Origin of the sequence: Streptomyces sp. W1SF4, assembly GCF_003950035.1 — a bacterium.
GTDB classification, from domain to species: Bacteria; Actinomycetota; Actinomycetes; order Streptomycetales; family Streptomycetaceae; genus Streptomyces; species Streptomyces racemochromogenes.
This window is the reverse complement of sequence record NZ_CP034350.1, coordinates 5,678,672-5,697,672: the sequence shown is the minus strand read 5'-3', so window position 1 is coordinate 5,697,672 and position 19,001 is coordinate 5,678,672. Positions and strand designations below refer to the sequence as shown.

At 74.2% G+C, this 19,001-nt stretch carries 13 protein-coding genes; 3 read left to right on the top strand and 10 right to left on the bottom strand.

Annotation, left to right across the window (positions count from 1 at the left end; genetic code table 11):
- Positions 1–13 precede the first annotated feature (13 nt).
- Positions 14–2,134, bottom strand: coding sequence for a DNA topoisomerase IV subunit B (locus tag D1J60_RS26725; RefSeq protein ID WP_125601642.1), 2,121 nt, complete (start codon positions 2,132–2,134; stop codon positions 14–16).
- Positions 2,135–2,579: 445 nt separating this feature from the next.
- Between D1J60_RS26725 and D1J60_RS26720 the strand changes: the two genes are divergently transcribed.
- Positions 2,580–2,813 carry a hypothetical protein gene (locus D1J60_RS26720; RefSeq protein ID WP_125601645.1) on the top strand — a complete coding sequence of 78 codons (234 nt, stop codon included), beginning with the start codon at positions 2,580–2,582 and terminating at the stop codon, positions 2,811–2,813.
- 213 nt (positions 2,814–3,026) lie between these two features.
- Here D1J60_RS26720 and D1J60_RS26715 read toward each other — a convergent pair whose 3' ends face one another.
- The 7 genes from D1J60_RS26715 to D1J60_RS26685 form a co-directional block, all read right to left on the bottom strand.
- The gene (locus tag D1J60_RS26715; protein WP_125822794.1) at positions 3,027–3,881 is read right to left on the bottom strand and encodes a serine protease; all 855 of its coding nucleotides are present in this window, start codon (positions 3,879–3,881) and stop codon (positions 3,027–3,029) included.
- 207 nt (positions 3,882–4,088) lie between these two features.
- On the bottom strand, positions 4,089–5,666 hold the full coding sequence (locus D1J60_RS26710) for an RNA polymerase sigma factor (protein ID WP_277607516.1): 1,578 nt from the start codon (positions 5,664–5,666) through the stop codon (positions 4,089–4,091).
- Between the two features lie 396 nt (positions 5,667–6,062).
- Positions 6,063–7,004: a FadR/GntR family transcriptional regulator gene (locus D1J60_RS26705; protein WP_277607515.1), complete on the bottom strand. Its 942-nt coding sequence runs from the start codon at positions 7,002–7,004 to the stop codon at positions 6,063–6,065.
- A 147-nt stretch (positions 7,005–7,151) separates the two neighbouring features.
- On the bottom strand, positions 7,152–9,191 hold the full coding sequence (locus D1J60_RS26700) for an ABC transporter ATP-binding protein (RefSeq protein WP_125822791.1): 2,040 nt from the start codon (positions 9,189–9,191) through the stop codon (positions 7,152–7,154).
- A 161-nt stretch (positions 9,192–9,352) separates the two neighbouring features.
- On the bottom strand, positions 9,353–10,099 hold the full coding sequence (locus D1J60_RS26695; protein WP_125604859.1) for an NUDIX domain-containing protein: 747 nt from the start codon (positions 10,097–10,099) through the stop codon (positions 9,353–9,355).
- 117 nt (positions 10,100–10,216) lie between these two features.
- A complete protein-coding gene (locus D1J60_RS26690; RefSeq protein WP_241253402.1) occupies positions 10,217–12,187 on the bottom strand; it encodes a glycogen debranching N-terminal domain-containing protein in 1,971 nt (656 codons plus the stop codon).
- Positions 12,188–12,909: 722 nt separating this feature from the next.
- Entirely contained in the window at positions 12,910–14,172 is a 1,263-nt protein-coding gene (locus D1J60_RS26685; protein ID WP_125822790.1) for a DUF4192 domain-containing protein, read from the bottom strand.
- A 124-nt stretch (positions 14,173–14,296) separates the two neighbouring features.
- Between D1J60_RS26685 and D1J60_RS26680 the strand changes: the two genes are divergently transcribed.
- Positions 14,297–16,456 (top strand): RecQ family ATP-dependent DNA helicase, encoded by a 2,160-nt coding sequence (locus tag D1J60_RS26680; protein ID WP_125822789.1) that lies wholly within the window; start codon positions 14,297–14,299, stop codon positions 16,454–16,456.
- 214 nt (positions 16,457–16,670) lie between these two features.
- The gene (locus D1J60_RS26675; protein WP_125822788.1) at positions 16,671–17,300 is read left to right on the top strand and encodes a hypothetical protein; all 630 of its coding nucleotides are present in this window, start codon (positions 16,671–16,673) and stop codon (positions 17,298–17,300) included.
- A gap of 212 nt (positions 17,301–17,512) precedes the next feature.
- Here the strand turns inward: D1J60_RS26675 and D1J60_RS26670 are convergent, their stop codons facing one another.
- Both D1J60_RS26670 and D1J60_RS26665 read right to left on the bottom strand, forming a co-directional pair.
- Positions 17,513–18,178 (bottom strand): hypothetical protein, encoded by a 666-nt coding sequence (locus D1J60_RS26670; RefSeq protein ID WP_125603349.1) that lies wholly within the window; start codon positions 18,176–18,178, stop codon positions 17,513–17,515.
- A 59-nt stretch (positions 18,179–18,237) separates the two neighbouring features.
- Positions 18,238–18,948, bottom strand: a complete 711-nt coding sequence (locus D1J60_RS26665; protein WP_125603348.1) for a ribonuclease HII — start codon at positions 18,946–18,948, stop codon at positions 18,238–18,240.
- Positions 18,949–19,001: the final 53 nt, after the last annotated feature.

Here is a 19,001-nt window from a genome sequence, read left to right as displayed (position 1 = left end):
TACCGCGCAGGGGTCAGGCGTCGATGCGCGAGCGGTCGAGGGTCGCCGCGGAGCCGGTGATGAACTCCTTGCGCGGGGCCACCTCGTTGCCCATGAGCAGGTCGAAGACCTGCTCGGCGGAGTCGAGGTCGCCGATGTTGATCCGCCGCAGGGTGCGGTGGCGGGGGTCCATGGTGGTCTCCGCCAGCTGGTCCGCGTCCATCTCGCCGAGGCCCTTGTAGCGCTGGATGGCGTCCTTGTACCGGATGTTCTTGCGCTGGTACTCCAGCAGGGTCTGGCGCAGCTCGTTGTCCGAATACGTGTAGACGTACTTGTCCTGGCCCTTCTTGGGCTGGACCAGCTCGATCCGGTGCAGCGGCGGCACGGCCGCGAAGACCCGGCCCGCCTCGACCATCGGGCGCATGTACCGCTGGAAGAGCGTGAGCAGCAGGCAGCGGATGTGCGCGCCGTCGACGTCGGCGTCGACGAGGAGCACGATCTTCCCGTAGCGGGCGGCGTCGATGTCGAAGGTGCGGCCGGAGCCGGCTCCTATGACCTGGATGATCGCGCCGCACTCGGCGTTCTTGAGCATGTCCGAGACCGAGGACTTCTGGACGTTGAGGATCTTGCCCCGGATCGGCAGCAGCGCCTGGAACTCGGAGTTCCGCGCGAGCTTGGCCGTACCGAGGGCGGAGTCGCCCTCGACGATGAAGAGCTCGCTGCGGTCCACGTCGTCGCTGCGGCAGTCGGCCAGCTTGGCCGGCAGCGAGGAGGACTCCAGCGCGGTCTTGCGGCGCTGCGCCTCCTTGTGCTGGCGGGCCGCGATCCGGGTCCGGGCGGCCGCGACGATCTTCTCCATCACGGCGCGGGCCTGCTGCTTGTCGTCGCGCTTGGTGGAGGTCAGGAAGGCCTTGAGCTCCTTGGCGACGACGGCGGCCACGATCCTGGTCGCCGCGGAGGTGCCGAGCACCTCCTTGGTCTGGCCCTCGAACTGCGGCTCGGCGAGGCGGACGGTCACGACCGCGGTCATGCCCTCCATCGCGTCGTCCTTGACCACGTCGTCCTCGGCGACGCGCAGCAGCTTCGCCGAGCGCAGCACCTCGTTCACGGTCTTGGTGACCGCGCGCTCGAATCCGGAGACGTGGGTGCCGCCCTTGGGGGTGGCGATGATGTTCACGAAGGACTTGACGCCGGTCTCGTACCCCGTGCCCCAGCGCAGGGCGATGTCCACGCCGAGCTCGCGGGTGACCTCGGTGGGGGTCATGTGGCCGCGGTCGTCGAGGACGGGGACGGTCTCCTTGAAGGTGCCGGTGCCGGTCAGGCGCAGCACGTCGCAGACGGCCTTGTCCTGCGCCAGGTACTCGCAGAACTCGCTGATGCCCCCGTCGAACCGGAAGGTCTCCTCGGTCTTGCCGGCGCCGTCGATGCCGCGCTCGTCGCGGACGACGATGGTCAGGCCGGGGACGAGGAAGGCGGTCTGGCGGGCGCGCTGGTAGAGGGTCTCCAGGGAGAGCCGGGCGTCCTTGAGGAAGATCTGGCGGTCGGCCCAGTAGCGGATCCGGGTGCCCGTCTTGCCCTTGGCGATCCGCTTGGCCTTGCGCAGGCCGTTCGCCGGGTCGAAGGGGCTCTCGGGGCCCTGCTCGGTGAAGACGCCCGGGACGCCGCGGCGGAAGCTGATGGCGTGGGTGGAGCTGTTCCGGTCGACCTCGACGTCCAGGCGGGCGGAGAGGGCGTTGACCACGGAGGCGCCGACGCCGTGCAGGCCGCCGGAGGCCGCGTAGGAGCCCCCGCCGAACTTGCCGCCGGCGTGCAGCTTGGTCATGACGACCTCGACGCCGGACAGGCCGGTCTTGGGCTCGACGTCGACCGGGATGCCGCGGCCGTTGTCGCGGACCTCGACCGAGGCGTCGTCGTGGAGGATCACCTCGATGTGGTCGCAGTAGCCGCCCAGGGCCTCGTCGACGGAATTGTCGATGATCTCCCAGAGGCAGTGCATCAGGCCTCGGCTGTCGGTGGAGCCGATATACATGCCGGGGCGCTTGCGGACGGCCTCGAGGCCTTCGAGGACGAGCAGGTGCCGCGCGGTGTAGTTGGAACCGTCCCGGTCTGCTCCGGACAGCAGCGCGCTGGAAGGCACGGACGTGTCGGCGGTCACGCAGTTCGCTCCTCGCTGAATTTCTTTTCTGGCCCGGTCGGGCGCAGGGGTGGCTGGGTCGCCGGTCGAAGGGTACCGAGGCCTGGTAGAGCCGATGCAACGCCACCCTCGTGGGTTCCACAGCCTAGTGCAGATCCGCACGGATGTTCGATCCCCCGTGGGGGTGAAGCAAACATCACGTTCCCTTCGACGCATGAACCATTTAGGGTTCGGGCACGTCCTCATGAACAACCGGCACTCACGCCGGGAGGACGAGAACTGCTACAGCGAACGACTGACAACGCGAAACCGTAAAGCAACGCAATACGGCTCCTTCGCCGCCAACCGGCAGCAGCCGGCCAGCTTCGGAAGGAAGTTTCGAGGAAAAGCCGCGAGCGGGAACGTTTTCGGCCTGGTTGGATGTTGACCCTGGTACGACAGCTCGTCGAGCTAGAGAAGAGGCGACGTGACTACTGTTCTGACACCCGCGACCCCGCTGACGGCCGCTGACCGATGCGACCGTTGCGGCGCCCAGGCATATCTGCGCGTCGTCCTCCTGAGCGGTGGTGAACTGCTCTTCTGCGCCCACCACGGGCGTAAGTTCGAGCCGGAACTCAAGAAGATCGCCGCGGAAATACAGGATGAGACCGAGCGGCTTACGTCCGCTCCGGCCGCCGCTGCGGCCGACGAGGACCGCTGACACAAGGCCTGAACCTCGCATCCGACGAGCCAGGACCGGCCAGGCCGGTCGACGGGCGGCACCCCTGAGACCCAAGGGCGCCGCCCGTCCTCATGTCCGCAGGCGCCCGGGGATGCCGGAGCCCTGCCGCCGAGTCCGCCCCTGGCGGCCCCGGCGCCCCTTCCCGGGGTTTGCGGGGCGCCTGGGGCCCCTCCGGGCACCTCGTGCGGTGCCCTAGACCCCGCTCGGCCGCGCGTGCCTCTCCGGGCCGCTCACGAAGCCGACGAGCGGTGCGATCCGGGTGTACACCCCCGGGCTGTCGGCGCGCCCGCAGCCGCGCCCCCAGGACACCAGCCCGATGAGCCGCCCCTGGGCCACCAGCGGGCCGCCGCTGTCCCCCTGGCAGGCGTCCTTGCCACCGGCGCGGTCTCCCGCGCACACCATGGAGTCCTCCCGGTACTGCCCGTCCGAGTCCCCCGGGTACGCCCGCCGGCAGACCTCGTCGGCAAGTACGGTGACCCGCGCCGCCCGCAGCCCGTACGCGTAGTCGCCGAAGCCGCTGGTGTCGCCCCACCCGTACACGGCCGCCTCGGTGCCCTCGCCGTAGGCGGGGTGGCCGGCCCCGGCCAAGGGGAGCACGTGGTCCGCGGGCACCGCTTCGGCCAGCTCCAGCACGGCGAGGTCCCCGGCGTTCGTCCCGGGGTCGTAGGCCGGGTTGACCCGGGCCCCGACCACCGCGATCTCGCGGCCCTCGGGCGCGCGGAGCTCCGTACGCCCGGTGATCACGCGGAAGTCGGCGACGGATTCGACCGGCCCCCCGAGCACCTGGCGGCCCAGGCAGTGGGCGGCCGTCACCACGGTCGTCGGCGCGACGATCACACCGCCGCAGAACTGCCCGTCACGGATACCTCCGAACCGGTCACGGCTGGCGAGGGCCACCACCCAGGGACTGTCGGCGACCCGTACCGGGCTCCCGCCTATGACCACGCTGTCCGCGGCCGCCCTGGGGGCCTGGGCCAGCGGCGCCGCCGCCGCTCCCGCCACCAGGGTCAGAGCGCCCGCCAGGGCACGGGCGAAGGGACGACGCATGAGGCCTCCTGACTCTGAGTGTGCTCGACTACACCCAGAGTGGGATGCCATGAGGATATGCGCACCTGCTGCCCCGGGACCGGCCCCGGAGCGGGCCGGGGCGGTCGAAGGCAGGTCGCGGACCGCCCGGCGCGGGGTCGAGGCCCGGTCGGGGCCCGCCCCGGCCGGGAGGCGGCCCGCCGCCGGGCCGGGCCGCTGCGGACCGGATCAGTCCAGGTAGTCGCGCAGGACCTGCGAGCGCGACGGGTGGCGCAGCTTCGACATGGTCTTGGACTCGATCTGGCGGATGCGCTCACGGGTCACCCCGTAGACCTTGCCGATCTCGTCCAGGGTCTTGGGCTGACCGTCGGTGAGTCCGAAGCGCATCGAGACCACGCCCGCCTCGCGCTCGCTCAGGGTGTCGAGGACGGAGTGGAGCTGCTCCTGCAGGAGCGTGAAGCTCACGGCGTCGGCCGGGACGACCGCCTCGGAGTCCTCGATGAGGTCGCCGAACTCGCTGTCGCCGTCCTCGCCGAGCGGGGTGTGCAGGGAGATCGGCTCGCGGCCGTACTTCTGGACCTCGATGACCTTCTCGGGGGTCATGTCGAGTTCCTTGGCCAGCTCCTCCGGGGTGGGCTCGCGGCCCAGGTCCTGGAGCATCTGGCGCTGCACCCGGGCGAGCTTGTTGATCACTTCGACCATGTGCACCGGGATGCGGATGGTGCGGGCCTGGTCCGCCATGGCGCGGGTGATCGCCTGGCGGATCCACCAGGTCGCGTAGGTGGAGAACTTGTAGCCCTTGGTGTAGTCGAACTTCTCGACCGCACGGATCAGGCCCAGGTTCCCCTCCTGGATCAGGTCCAGGAAGAGCATGCCGCGGCCGGTGTAGCGCTTGGCCAGCGAGACCACGAGGCGGAGGTTGGCCTCCAGGAGGTGATTCTTGGCGCGTCGGCCGTCCTCGGCGATGATCTCCAGCTCGCGCTTGAGCTTGGGGGCCAGCTTGTCGGAGTTCGCCAGCTTGTCCTCGGCGAACAGGCCCGCCTCGATGCGCTTGGCGAGCTCGACCTCCTGCTCGGCGTTGAGGAGGGGGACCTTGCCGATCTGCTTGAGGTAGTCCTTGACGGGGTCGGCGGTGGCGCCGGCCACGACGACCTGCTGGGCGGGGGCGTCGTCCTCGTCGTCGGAGATGACGAAGCCCTTGTTCTCGCCGCCCTCGTCCTCCTCCTCGGCTTCCGCCTTCACGGCGTCGGGGCCCTCGTCGAGGGCCTCTTCGTCGCCCTCGGCGGCGTCCTTCTTGGCGGCGGTCTTCTTCGCCGCCGTCTTCTTCGCGGCGGTCTTCTTGGCGGGTGCGGCCTTCTTGGCCGCCGTCTTCTTCGCCGCCGTCTTCTTCGCGGCGGGCTCGGCTGCGGGCTCCCCGGCGAGCGCGTCGGCGGTGTCGGGGTCCGCGGCCCCCGCCTCCGCCTCCGCCACGGTGTCGGCCACTGCCGGGGCGGCCGCCGTCTTGGCCGCGACGGTCTTCGTCGCCGTCCGCTTCGCGGGAGTCTTCGCTGCGACGCTCTTGCGTGGGGTGCGCTTGGGCGACTCCGCGGCACTGACCATCAGCGTCACACCCTCTTCCTCGAGGATCTGGTTGAGGCTGCGCAGGACATTCTTCCACTGGGTCGCAGGAATCTGGTCAGCCTCGAAGGCCCGACGCACGTCATCGCCGGCGATCTGCCCCTCGGCCTTGCCCCGCTCGATGAGCGCCATCACAGACTCGGAATCGGCGATCTCCGGCGGGAGCGTACGGGATGTGCTGGCCGACACGAACAACCTCTCGGAACGATGGGAACGGCTTCCGACCCCGGCCTGGTGCTGGACCGGAGCCGACGACCACCGACTGGGGATGGGCCGGGGGCGCGGGCAGGGGCCGGGGAGCTGCACAGCACCCCCAAGGGCTGCTGTCTTCCCTCCGTCGGCCATCACCTCTTACGTCATCGCGTGACGTCGCGGAGCGTTACGCCCAATCTTCGTGTCCCCGATACGGCCCTTCGTGGCCTCCGTCACACCGTGTGCGCGGGCATGCCGGTCGCGCGGTCGTCCGCGCTCGCTGGGGGCCGCTCCTGCCGAGCCCCGCACACGGCTCCCGCATGCCGCTGTCGCCGGGCCCGAAAAGGGCCCGGCGACCGGTGGTGCGCTCCCACGCCCCCGTGCGTCGGAGCGTCAGTGCTCGCGCGGGGCGGGGACCACGCGCTCGACCTCCGGATGCACCGTCAGGAGCTGGCGCATGGCGCTCTCGGCACCCGCCCCGTCGCCGGAGGCCAGGGCCTCCGCCATCCGCGCGTGGTGTGCCACGCAGGTCTCGCTGGGGCGGTCGCAGGAGGTGATGGGGCTCCCCGAGACCTGGAGGGCGGCGGACACGATGCCCGAGAGGTGCTCCAGCATGCGGTTTCCCGCGACCTGGATCAGGAGCGCGTGGAATTCGTTGTCGGCGCGGGCGAAGGTGATCGCGTCACCCTGGCCGATGGCGTGGCCCATGATCTCGACCATGTCGGAGAGGCGCTGCTGGACGTCCGGGCGGCCGTGTCCGGCGGCGAGGCGGGCGGCCAGCGGCTCGATGGTCCAGCGGAGCTCGTTGAGCTCGCGGCGCTGGTCGTCGCGCTGGGGGCCGAAGGCGCGCCACTCGATGATGTCGGGGTCGAGGAGGTTCCAGTCGGCGACCGGGCGGACCCGGGTGCCCACGTTGGGGCGGGCGCTGACGAGGCCCTTGGCCTCCAGGACCCGCAGCGACTCGCGGACGACGGTGCGGGAGACCTCGAAGCGCTGGCCGATCTCCTCGGGGACCAGCGGCCGGTCCGCGCCGAGGTCGCCGGAGACGATCATCTGGCCGAGCTGCTGGACGAGTTGGCCGTGCAGTCCGCGGCCGCGGCTGCCGGCCGCCCGGCGTCCGACGCGGCTCAACTCGACGTCGGCGCCGTCCCAGTGGGGTGGTCCGACCCGGTCGGAGCCGGTGGCCTCCGCGTAGGGGTAGCGGTCGAGTTCGCCCGGGCCGGCGAGGCCGGTGTCGGCATGGCGGGCGGCGGTCATCATGGTGTGCGCAAGGGTACTCACGAATCCTTTGTCGGCCGTGCCTCCATGACCCTTGAGGTCTTTGGTGAAAAGCACACGAAAGGGTGATCGGTGCCACCTACGCAATTGACGCCTTATCGTAAGGAACCGGGCGTTTTGCGGGAAGTTGCGGTCCGCTTCGCCTGATTCCGCGCGAAGCGGACTTCTACGGTCTCCCCGCAGTCGCCTCCCGCAACGGAACGATCACCAACGGACTCTGGCACGCAGTCCTGTGAACCCATAGGCGCACAACAGGACCATCAACGACAACACCAGTGCGGTGCCCACGGGTTGGGCCATCACCCGAAGGGCCCCCAGCACGTAGCGGTCGCCTTCCGGCGGCCAGGGGGCGGAGGCCAGGGCGCGCAGCCGGGAGGCCACCCCGCTCGCGGGGTACGCGGACTGCCCCTCCAGGGCCTTGCGCACCAGGGGTACGACCGCCACCGGTACGGCGAGCACGGCGCCCAGGCCGGCGAGGGAGGACCGGAACACCCCGGAGGCGAGCACCCCGGCCCAGGCGCAGCCGACCAGCAGCCCGGCCCAACTGGCGGCCGGGGCGAGCCACTCGGCCGGGGCCCGCAGCGGGGCGGTCCCGAAGACGAGGCGCAGCGCGGCGGCGTCGGCGGCGACCGCGAGGGCCCCGAGTACGAGGGCGAGGGCCGCGCACACCCCGAGCTTGGCGGTGAGCAGCCCCAGCCGGCGCGGCACGGTGCCCCGGTCGGCGGCGAGGGCGGGGTAGCGGTACTCCTCGCCGAAGGCCAGGGCCCCCAGCAGCCCGGCGCCGAGCGCGGCCGGGGGCAGCGGGAACGGCTCGGGCCACGCGGCGAGGATCCGGTTCCGCGGGGTGTGGCCGGCCCGGGCGAGCACCAGGGCGGTGGCGGCGGAGACGGCGACGACGAGGGCGGCGGTGAGGAAGGGGGTGGCCGTGCCGAAGACGCGGCGCAGCTCGTAGCGCAGCGGCCGCAGCGGGCCGCCCACGCGGCGCACCGCCGGGGCGGTGCGCCCGGGCCGGGCGTGCCGGGCCCGCCGCGCGAGGGACCGCGTGCTCCCCGCGGCCTCGGCGGCGGGCGCTGGGACGGGAGAGGACGGGGCGGGCGCGGATGCCGGGGCCGGGGCGGCCGGTGCCTCGCCGGCCGGCTCGCCGCGACCCCCGGCGGCGGGGGCTGTGGTGGCGGGGCCGGGGAAGGCCCCGTCGGCGGGACCGGTGCCGGTCCGGGGTTCCGCGTGGACGCCGCCGTCACCGCCGGCCATGATGGCGCCGGGGCCGGTGCGGACCTGCGCGGCGGCTTCCACCCGGGCCTCGGCGCGGGCCTCCACCCGGACCCCCGAGCCGGTCCTGGTGCGGGCCTGCGGCACGGGCGGGACGGGGGCTCCGGTGTCACCCGTCTCGTCCGCGAGCTGGTGGACCAGTACGCCGTGGCGGAACGCGGCCTCGCCGACCTCCGCGCAGTTGCTCCCGTACACCGAGAGCCGGCTTCCGCTCTCCTCGACGATCTCCACCACCCGGTGGGCGGCCCGGGCCTCGCGGCCCAGTACGTCGGCCAGCCGGGCGGCGTGCGGGGTGCGCACGGCGACCCTGGGCCGCAGCCGGGTGCGCGCGAAGTCGGCGGCGTCCTGGTCGGCGACGAGCCGGCCCGCGGCGATGGAGACGACCCGGTCGGCGTTCCGGGCGGCTTCCTTCGCGTCGTCGGTGGTGAAGAGCACGGCGCCGCCCAGGGAGGCGTGGCCGCGCAGCAGTCCGTGCAGCCAGGCCCGTTCCCGGGGGGCCAGGCCGGCCGTGGGCTCGTCGAGGAGCAGGGTGCAGGGGTCCGCGAGCATGGCCGCCGCGAGCCCGACCCGGCGGTCCATCCCGGCGGAGAGCGAGCCGAGCCGCTGGTCGCGCAGGCCGCCGATGCCGACGACCTCCATCACGGCGTCGGCCCGGGAGGCGGGGACGCCGACGGCGGCGCAGAGCATCCGGAGCTGGTTGCGGACCGTCCGCGACGGGTGCCCGGGGACGTCGCCGAGGAGGACCCCGACCTCGCGGCCGGGATGCGGGATGCGGTGCAGCGGGCGGCCGCGGAAGTAGGTGACGCCGCGGCCCGGTTCGAGTTCGAGCATGAGCCGCAGTGCGGTGGTCTTGCCCGAACCCGGCTCTCCGAGCAGGGCGGTCACGCACCCGGGGCGGGCCTCGAAGGTGAGGTCGTCCACGAGGGGCGGGAGATTTCGACGGGGTGTGCTGGTGAGTCCGATGGCCTGGAGCATCGCTTCTCTCGCGGGGTGTGAGACCGCTTTGCGGCAGCGTGAGTACCGCATGCAAGATAACGCGATATGTCCGATTTTGTACGCAACCGGCCCGAGTCCGTACCGACATGGCCGCAGGCCACCCCCCGGACGGCGGAGGCCGCCGCCCCGGCACCGGCGGCTCAGACCTCCGGGCGCAGCATCGGCGGGTTGAGCAGGGTCGCCCCGCCGGCCCTGAACAGCTGTGCGGGCCGTCCGCCCTGACGGGTCGTCGTCCCCCCGGCGGGCACCAGGAACCCGGGGGTCCCGGTGACCTTGCGGTGGAAGTTGCGCGGATCGAGCGCCACGCCCCACACGGCCTCGTACACCCGGCGCAGCTCACCGACGGTGAACTCGGGCGGGCAGAAGGCGGTGGCCAGCGAGGAGTACTCGATCTTCGAGCGGGCCCGCTCCACACCGTCGGCGAGGATCGTCGCATGGTCGAAGGCGAGCCCGGCGGAGGCCTGGTCGGGACCTTCGAGGAGTTCGTCGACGGGGGCCCAGCGGGCACCGTTGGCATCGCCTCCGGCCCGCGGCGCGGGCAGGTCCGGGGCGAGGACCAGGTGCGCCACGCTGACCACCCGCATCCGGGGATCGCGCTTCGGGTCCCCGTAGGTGGCGAGCTGTTCGAGGTGCGCGCCGTTGTCCACACCCGGCGCGGCGGGGTCGTGCGCGCACAGGCCGGTCTCCTCGGCGAGTTCCCTGGCGGCGGCCCCGGCCAGGTCCTCGTCCCCGCGCACGAAACCGCCGGGCAGCGCCCAGCGCCCCTGGAACGGCTGCTCACCCCGTCGGACGACCAGCGCGCAGAGCGCGTGGCGCCGCACGGTGAGCACGACCAGGTCGACGGTGACGGCGAAGGGCGGAAAGGCCGACGGGTCGTAGGGCGACATGCCGCGATCATAGTCGTCTGCCTGACGATAAACAGTCGTTTCGTGATCCCGAGGACGGTGATCTGGACCCCAGTCACGATCCTCGCGAGTACCAGGGGCCATCGTGCGGGCCTCTCCTCACCCTCCCAGTTGGAGCCCATCGGCCGCCTCCTCCACCATGCCGACGCCGAGGCGGCTGATCCTGACGGTGAAGGGCTCCCCCGCCACCCGCAGCCCGGACAGGCGCAGGGCGCCGAGGGGGGCACCCGCCCTGGGGGCCACGGCGACCGTGCCGGCCGGGGCGTCCGGGCGGATGCCGGCGAGGGCGGTGAGCGCGTGGATCCCGGCGGCCGCGGCCACCGCGGCGGGCCGGCAGGCCGCCGGGTGCGGCAGGGGTGCGCTGCCCGCGGTGCGCTGCTCGCAGGCGTGCATCTCCGGCAGCCGGTACCCGAAGGCCTCCGCCGCGTCGAGCAGGCCCCGCAGCAGACCGGCAGCCTCCTTCTCGAAGCCCGCCTGGGCCAGCCCGGCCACCGCGACCGCGCTCTCGTGGGCCCGGACCGCTCCCGACCGGTGGCCGAACGGGTTGTGCCCGGGCTCCCGGGCGGCCATGCTCCGCAGCCCCCACCCCGAATCCATGGCGGGGGCTCCGAGCAGCCGGGCGAGCTGTTCGGTACGGACGGAGTCGAGCAGCCCGGGCGCCATCCGGCCCCCGCCGACCAGGCCGGTGTCCAGCAGGTGCGCGGCCGCTCCGGTGAGCCGCGGCAGCGGCCGGCCGTCGGGGTGCAGGGCGGCGGCCGGGCGGCCGCCGTCCGGGCCGTCGATCCAGAACCGGGCCCGGAACCTCTCCCGCAGGGCGGCCGCCCATTCCCGCCACTCCCCCGCTCCGCCGCGCCCGCACCCGTCCAGCAGGTCGGCGCCGAGCAGCGCGGCCCGGTGGGCGTGGGCCTGGGTCTCGCAACGCCGGGGCCCCGGATCCGGGTCGGCCAGGAAGCCGTCCTCCCCCAGCGCCCCGCGCAGCCAGTCCAGGCAGCGCTCCGCGACGGGCAGCAGCCGGGCCACGTCCTCCTCGGGCAGGCCCCACCGCCGGGCCTCGGCGAGCACTGCCGGGAAGCCGAGGGTGGCTTCGGTCCCGGTGCACCCGGGCGGCAGCTGCGGCCCGGCGGCCCGCAACGGACCCGGGATCTTCCCCGCGTCCGGGCCCCGGCCCCCGGTCTGCGCGCGGGCCAGGATCCGCAGCGTGGCAGCGGCGAGCCCGGTGCCGAGCGGCAGTGCCATCCGCGCGGCCCACAGCGACTCCGCCGGGGCGGGCCCGAGCCGCCACGGCACTCCTGCCGCCGCGAAGGCGTCGCCGGGTTCGGCGGGGTCCCGCAGGAGCAGGGCCCGGAGGTCTTCGACGCTGGTGCGGAACCACGCGTCGGCCCTCGGGTCGTCCCCCTCGGCGCGGGCTGCGGCCAGGGGGTTCGCCACCTGCCCGGCGGGGGCCCGCGCGGCGCGGTCCCGGGTGGTGCGCAGCTCGATGGTGCGGGACTCCCCGGGGCCGAGTTCGAGCTCCCACCGCAGCAGCCCGGCCGAGGCGAGGGCGTCGTCGGGGGCCGGTTCGGCGGTGGTGACGGCCAGGGCGTCCCCGGTGCTCCAGCGCAGGCCCGCCGCGTGCACCCCGGCGGCGAGCTCCGGCCCGGCGCGGCCGGCGGCGACGGCGGCCAGGTCGGCCAGGTCGGTGCCGAGGGAGACCTCCACGGGCAGGCGCAGCGGGCGGGCGGCGTAGCTGCGCACGGTGATGCGCTCGGTGCCGTCGGCGTGGCGGATGCGTTCGACGCCGATGTCGGGGTCCGGTCCGGGCTCGACGCCGGTGCGGACGGTGGCGGTGAAGGCGGCGCGGTCCGCTCCGATGCTGCGGCCCTGGAGGGCGACGGGGTCCCGTCCGGCGACGCGCAGCACGCAGCGGGAGAGCAGCCTTCGCCCTGAGCGGTAGATCCCGTCGATGCCCCGCCCCGTCAGCTGGCCGTGCTCGGGTGAGATGGCCAGGCAGGGCGCGGCGACGCAGATGAGCGCCCCGTGCACCGGCGGCAACTCGCCCCGCCGCCCCGCGGCACCCGTCTGCCCGGCCACCCCACCGCCCACCCGGCCCCCGGCCCCGGGCGGCAGCCCGGCACCACCACCAGCGGCCCCGGCACCAGACGGCAGCCCAGCACCCCCACCGGCGGCACCGACACCAGGCGCCAGCCCAGCACCAGGCGGCAGCCCCGCGACGGCACCCCACCCCGCCCCGCCAGGATCCACACCAGCACCACCAGCGGCCTCCCGCCCCCACGGCCCCCCGGCCCGCCGGCCCCCGGCAGCCCCCGAGGCCGTGGCAGCCCCCGCCGGCCCGCCGGCCCCCGGCAGCGGGCCGCCCGGTCGGTCCGGCCTGCCCGGCCCGACCGCCCCCGCCTGCCGCTCGGGCGGGAGCTCAGCCGGACCACCGCCGGGTGGGGATTCCGCCCCGCGGGGCGTCGGGGTGGCAGGGGGCCCGGAGGGGCCGCTTCGGGGTGCGGGGGGAGCCATGTGCCGCCTTGTCTGCGCTCCGGCCGGTTCTGCGGGGCGGCGGCGCGGCCGGGCCCCCACCACCCCCCAGCTGAACGCCCCCACCCCCGCCCGGGTCACGGCCCCCGGTGGCGGCTGCCCGCACCGGGCGGCCCGGCTTCGGCGTGTGGCCCGACCCCCCGGCCGGCACAGGGCCTTTGTCGCACCCCACGGAGCCCGGCCCCCCGGCCAGCACGGGGCCCCCGTAGAGCCCCGCGGAGCCCGGCCCCCCGGCCTCCACCGGGTCCCCGCGAGGCCTCGTCGGGGGCTCACTGACCGCTCCCCTCGGTGCGGCGGGAGGGGCGGCGGCGCTGTGCGGTGCGGCGGCCGGGCGGCCGGGTGGCTCCGGCGGGCCGCTTGCGGCCCGGTTCCCGGCGCCTGCGCTCCTCCCTCAGGCACTCCCGCAGCCCTTCGGGGTCGATGCCCTCGTTGCAGGCGTGGTGGAGGAGCTGGGCGAACCGGTACTCGGCGTCGGCCCGCAGCGCCAGCCCGAACGCGATCCGGGCGGTCGGCTCGTCCCCGGTGGACCAGGAGACCCAGCCGGCCAGGGTGAGCGGGGCCGCGGCGTGTTCCCCGTAGGCGCCGACGCAGCGCCTGGCCAGGGCCCGCCACAGCCGCAGGGCGGGCGCGGCTTCCTCGTCCTCCATCCATTCGGCGGCGATGTCGCGGATCTCCCGGTCCTGGAGTCCGAGGATCACGGCGGCGGCCTCGTCGTGGCCGAGCAGCGCGTCGTCCCAGTCGTCGGCGCCGGGCCCGCCCTCGGCGGGCGGCGCGAGGGTCAGGCGCCTCATCAGGGTCCGCGCCAGGTCGAGGGTCTGCGCGCCAATCTCCTCCCGGGTCGCCCCGTCGAGGATCTTCGGCACCAGGGCCGTGGCGGCCCGTTCCAGGGCTTCTTCCTGCTCGGTGGCCCAGGCCCCGCCGAGCGGGGTCAGCCGGCCCTCGATCTCCTTGAGGGAGCCGCGCACCTGGAGCCCCGCGAAGGTGGCCGCGGCGGCCATCACCGAGGTGCCCGGCGGTGCCAGCGGGTTGCCCTCGGCCGGGCAGCAGCCGTCGTCGGCGCAGGTGTAGGACCAGTAGCGGCCCGCGGAGAGGCACAGCGCCTCCAGGACGGGCACGTCGAGGGCTCCGCAGGCGATCCGGATCCGCTGGGCGAGCGGCCGCAGCCGGGTCATGACCCGCTGCCCGCTCTCGCCGCGCCGGGGGTCCTGGCAGAGGAAGACCACGATGCCGTCGGGCTTGCCGGCGCGCCGTTCGCTTCCGCGGATGAGGCATTCGGCGACCTGCCGGGCCGTGTCCTCCCATTCGGCGGGGGCGAGCGGGATGCCCACGCGCAGGCGGCCGCCGAAGCGTCCGTTCTCGCCGTGTACGGCGACCATGACGAGGGAGTCGGTGGGATGGAAGCCGAGCATGTAGGGCAGCGCGTCGGCCAGTTCCGCCGGGCTGCGCAGGGTGATCTGGGGTTCGGTGGGGACTCCGGACGGGCTGATGGAGGGCCGTCCGGACGGGCTGGTCGGTTCGTGGTTCGTCGTCATGCGTCCGACGGTCCCGCGCCCGCTCCGATCCGGAAAGCCCTGTGGATAACTCGTTCGATCTTCAATTTCCACAGGTCCGGAGCCGCATTGGCGCGATGTCAGAGCCATCGGGTTGCATGGGGGCATGAACGCAGACCTGAGGTCCTCGGCCGATTCCGTACTCGCCCGTCTCGTGGGCGACCCCACGGGCACCGCGCGGCTGCGCGAGGACCAGTGGCGGGCGATCGAGGCCCTGGTCGCGCACAAGCGGCGGGCCCTCGTCGTCCAGCGCACCGGCTGGGGCAAGTCGGCGGTCTACTTCGTGGCCACGTCGCTGCTGCGGGCGGGCGGCGCCGGCCCCACCGTGATCGTCTCCCCGCTGCTGGCGTTGATGCGCAATCAGGTGGAGGCCGCCGCGCGGGCGGGCATCCACGCGCGGACGATCAACTCCGCCAACCCCGAGGAGTGGGAGGGCATCCAGGCCGAGGTGGCGGCGGGGGAGGTCGACGTCCTGCTGGTCAGCCCGGAGCGGCTCAACAATCCGGACTTCCGCGACCAGGTGCTGCCCAAGCTGGCGGCCGCGACGGGGCTGCTCGTGGTCGACGAGGCGCACTGCATCTCCGACTGGGGGCACGACTTCCGCCCCGACTACCGCCGGCTGCGCACGATGCTCGCCGATCTGCCGCCGGGCGTGCCCGTGCTGGCGACGACGGCGACCGCCAACGCCCGGGTGACGGCCGACGTGGCGGAGCAGCTGGGTACGGGGGCCGGCACGGACGCGCTGGTGCTGCGCGGCCCGCTGGACCGCGAGAGCCTGAGCCTGGCGGTGCTGGCCCTGCCCGACGCCGCGCACCGGCTGGCCTGGCTGGCCGATCACCTCACCGAGCTGCCCGGCTCCGGGATCATCTACACCCTGACGGTGGCCGCCGCCGAGGAGGTCACCGCGTACCTGCGCCACCGCGGGCACACGGTGTCCTCGTACACCGGCCGGACGGAGAACGCCGACCGCGAGCAGGCGGAGAGCGACCTCCAGGCGAACCGGGTCAAGGCCCTGGTGGCGACCTCCGCCCTGGGGATGGGCTTCGACAAGCCCGACCTGGGCTTCGTGGTGCACCTGGGTTCGCCGTCCTCCCCCATCGCCTACTACCAGCAGGTCGGGCGCGCCGGCCGTGGTGTGGAGCACGCCGAGGTGCTGCTGCTGCCGGGCCGTGAGGACGAGGCGATCTGGCAGTACTTCGCCTCGGTGGCGTTCCCGCCGGAGGAGCAGGTGCGGCGCACCCTGGACGCGCTGGCCCAGGCGGGGCGGCCGCTCTCGCTGCCCGCGCTGGAGCCGCTGGTGGACCTGCGCCGGACCCGGCTGGAGACCATGCTGAAGGTGCTCGACGTGGACGGGGCCGTCCACCGGGTCAAGGGCGGCTGGACGTCCACGGGCGAGCCCTGGGTGTACGACTCGGAGCGGTACGCCTGGGTCGCCCGGCAGCGGGCCGCCGAGCAGCAGGCGATGCGGGACTACGCGGCCACGACCGCCTGCCGGATGGAGTTCCTGCGCCGCCAGCTCGACGACGAGGAGGCCGCGCCCTGCGGCCGCTGTGACAACTGCGCCGGGGCCCGCTTCACGGCTGACGTATCGGGCGCGGCGTTGGACACCGCGCGGGGCGAACTGGGCCGCCCGGGAGTGGAACTGGAACCGCGCCGGATGTGGCCGACCGGGCTCGTGGCGGTGGGCGTGGACCTCAAGGGGCGGATCCCGGCCGGGGAGCAGTCGTCGACCGGGCGCGCCCTGGGCCGGCTGTCCGACATCGGCTGGGGCAACCGGCTGCGCCCCATGCTGGCCCCGCAGGCGGCCGACCAGCCCGTTCCGGACGATGTCGCGCAGGCCGTGGTGGCCGTGCTCGCCGACTGGGCCCGGGGTCCCGGCGGTTGGGCCTCGGGGGCCGCTGATGCTCCGGCCCGGCCGGTGGGCGTGGTCGCGCTGCCTTCGCGCAGCCGCCCGCAGCTGGTCGGCTCCCTGGCGGCGCGCATCGCCGAGGTGGGGCGGATCCCGCTGCTGGGGGCGCTGGAATACACGGATCAGGCGCCGCAGTTCGGGCTGCCGTCCTCGAACAGTGCCCAGCGGGTCCGCGGGCTCCACCAGGCGTTGACCGTGCCGCCAGCCCTGGCGGCGAGCCTTTCCGAGGTCCGGGGTCCGGTGTTCCTCGTCGATGATCGCGCGGAGAGCGGATGGACCCTCGCGGTGGCCTCCAGGCTGCTGCGCAGGGCGGGGGCCGAGGGGGTGTTTCCGCTGGTGCTGGCGCTCCAGGCATAGCGGAAGGCGTCATCTTCGGCGTGGGGGGCAAGGATATGAGCGGCATACCGGCGAATTCCGGTCCGCGGCCGCAAATGCTCATTGCCCCATCCTCGCGGGCCACGCGAGAATTGGAGTGCTCCCGCTCGGCTCGTCGGCACCCTCCTGGGCCGCGCTGCGGCGCGCCCACACCTCAGCCGTGCCCGTACGCGGGCGTGTACCCGAAGGGAGGACCGTGACCTTCGGATTCGCCCCGTCCTCGACCACGTCACTGGCAGCGGCGGCCGGTGGCGCCAGCCGGCACGGCAGACTGCTCGAACCCTCCGAGTGGACGGCGGCGGGGGTCCCCCTGCTCCGCAATCCGCGCGAGGTGGTCAGCGGGCTGCACTCCCGGCACGCCCCGACGCCGTCCACCGCCGTCATAGCCGTGCTCGGCCCCGAGGAACAGCTCGTCGCGAGCGCCTCGTTCGTGCAGAAGTCCGCTTCGGCGGACGGCTGGGAGTACCGCAACGCGCTGCTGTCGCGGCTGCGCCGGGTCATCCCGCACGACCTGCGGCGCAGGACCCCGGTGCGGACGGCGGTGCTGATGTACTGCCGTGACGGCGACGAGCGCTGGACCGAGGAGGACGGCGCCTGGATGTGGGGGCTGCGCGACGCCTGCACCCTGCACGGGCTGCGCTGCGGCGCGTACATCACGCTGACCCGCGGCGGCTGGCAGGTGGTGGGTGAGGGCCGGGGCGGGCGTCGGCCCGGTTCGGACTCCCTGCCCGAGCCGCTCGGTTCGCTGACCCCCGAGCTCACGCCGTTGACGCTGAGCACCGTGGGAGGTGCGTCGGAGCCCCTGCGCCGGACCGCCGCGCGCTGAGGAACCCACGACCGGACGGGCCCGGTCCGGGGGCCGGACGCCGACGGCAACCCGTAGGACACCGGTACGCCGTCGGAGGCCCCGCGCCGTACGAGCGGGGGCAGCCCTCACGGCCGTACTCCCGCGAAGGGGGTACGGCTGGTCGGGCTCCGGACTTCAGCGGGGCCGGCCCGTGGGCCGCCCCGCCCCTCGCCCGTGCGGGATACGGGGCGTCAGACGCCCGCACCCAGCACGGAGTTGATCTGCTTGACGTCGCCGCACACGATCAGCAGCGCAGCCGCGCGGGTGAGCGCCACCGGCAGGGCGGTGGAGGTCGCCGAGGCCGGTCCGCCATTGGCGGCGAAGACCACGACGGGGCGGCCGGAGGCGCGCTGCACGTGCGCCGCGTCCGCGTAGAAGACGTCGTCCCCGGCGTCGTGCTGGGCCCAGTACGAGGCCTCGCCGAAGGACAGTTCGTGAGCGGCCCACGGGTGCGGGTCGCCGGTGGTGATCACCAGGATCTCACCGGGCGCGCGCCCGGTGTCGAGCAGCAGGTCCACGGCCTCCTCGGCCGCGTCCAGCGCACCCTCGGCAGAGGCCGGGATCAGCTGGACCTGCGGGACCGCCGCCGAGACGGACGGCGCGGCGGAGGCTACGGGAACGGGTCCGGGAGTGGACTCGGCCGCGCGCGGCGCGGGCGGAGCGGGCCGGGGGGCTACACCCGCGGGGCTCGCCGCGGCGGGAGTGGGACCGGGGCGCCCGGGCCGCGGAACGGCTACGGGACGCGGACCAGGTACGGGGCGGGGGGTCTGCGCGGTGCGGCTCGCGGCCGGCGTGACGCGGGGACCCTGGGCACTCTCGTGAATCTGAGGCTCCTCGATGGCGGGGGTGAGAGGCATGAGTTGATATCTATCAAACACCGGTACGAAACGTACCGGTCGGTGGCACGTGGATGCGATCAGAAATCGAAGCCGAGTTGGCCTCCGTTTTCCAGCTCCTGGGCCTCCTCGCTGCGGCGCACCTTCTTCAAGTGCCGCCACTGGGGCAGCGCGTCGAGGTAGGACCACGAGAGCCGGTGGTACGCGGTGGGCCCGCGTACTTCCAGTGCGGCCCGGTGGACCGGCGAGGGGTAGCCCGCGTTCGCGGCGAAGGCGAAGTCCTCGATGCCGTCGCCCGGTTCGCCGAGTGCGGCCATCATCCGGTCGCGCCGGACCTTGGCGATCACCGAGGCCGCGGCCACGGCGACGCAGGACTGGTCGCCCTTGATGACGGTGCGGACCCGCCAGGCCGGGCCGAGGTAGTCGTGCTTGCCGTCGAGTATCACCGCGTCGGGCCGCACCGGGAGCGACTCCAGCGCGCGCACCGCCGCGAGCCGCAGGGCGGCCGTCATCCCGAGTTCGTCGATCTCCTCCGGGGAGGCGTGCCCCAGGGCGTGCGCGGTGACCCAGTCCTCCAGAACCCCCAGCAGCGCGTCGCGCCGCTTCGGGGTGAGCAGTTTGGAGTCGGTGAGCCCCTCGGGCGGCCGGCGCAGGCCGGTGATCGCCGCGCAGACGGTGACGGGACCGGCCCAGGCCCCTCGTCCGACCTCGTCGACCCCGGCGATGACCTTGGCGCCGGTGGTTGCACGGAGGGAGCGCTCGACGGTGTGGGTGGGTGCTTCGTACGGCATGGCGCCAGCAAGGTTACGCCGCCCCGGGCCGCCTGCACACCCCGGCCCGGGGC

What these genes read in the sequence shown, in the direction of transcription:
- D1J60_RS26715 (WP_125822794.1), bottom strand. Translation starts at nt 3,881, where the DNA reads ATGCGTCGTCCCTTCGCCCGTGCCCTGGCGGGCGCTCTGACCCTGGTG.
- D1J60_RS26700 (WP_125822791.1), bottom strand. Translation starts at nt 9,191, where the DNA reads ATGCTCCAGGCCATCGGACTCACCAGCACACCCCGTCGAAATCTCCCG.
- D1J60_RS26695 (WP_125604859.1), bottom strand. Translation starts at nt 10,099, where the DNA reads ATGTCGCCCTACGACCCGTCGGCCTTTCCGCCCTTCGCCGTCACCGTC.
- D1J60_RS26685 (WP_125822790.1), bottom strand. Translation starts at nt 14,172, where the DNA reads ATGACGACGAACCACGAACCGACCAGCCCGTCCGGACGGCCCTCCATC.
- D1J60_RS26680 (WP_125822789.1), top strand. Translation starts at nt 14,297, where the DNA reads ATGAACGCAGACCTGAGGTCCTCGGCCGATTCCGTACTCGCCCGTCTC.
- D1J60_RS26670 (WP_125603349.1), bottom strand. Translation starts at nt 18,178, where the DNA reads ATGCCTCTCACCCCCGCCATCGAGGAGCCTCAGATTCACGAGAGTGCC.
- D1J60_RS26665 (WP_125603348.1), bottom strand. Translation starts at nt 18,948, where the DNA reads ATGCCGTACGAAGCACCCACCCACACCGTCGAGCGCTCCCTCCGTGCA.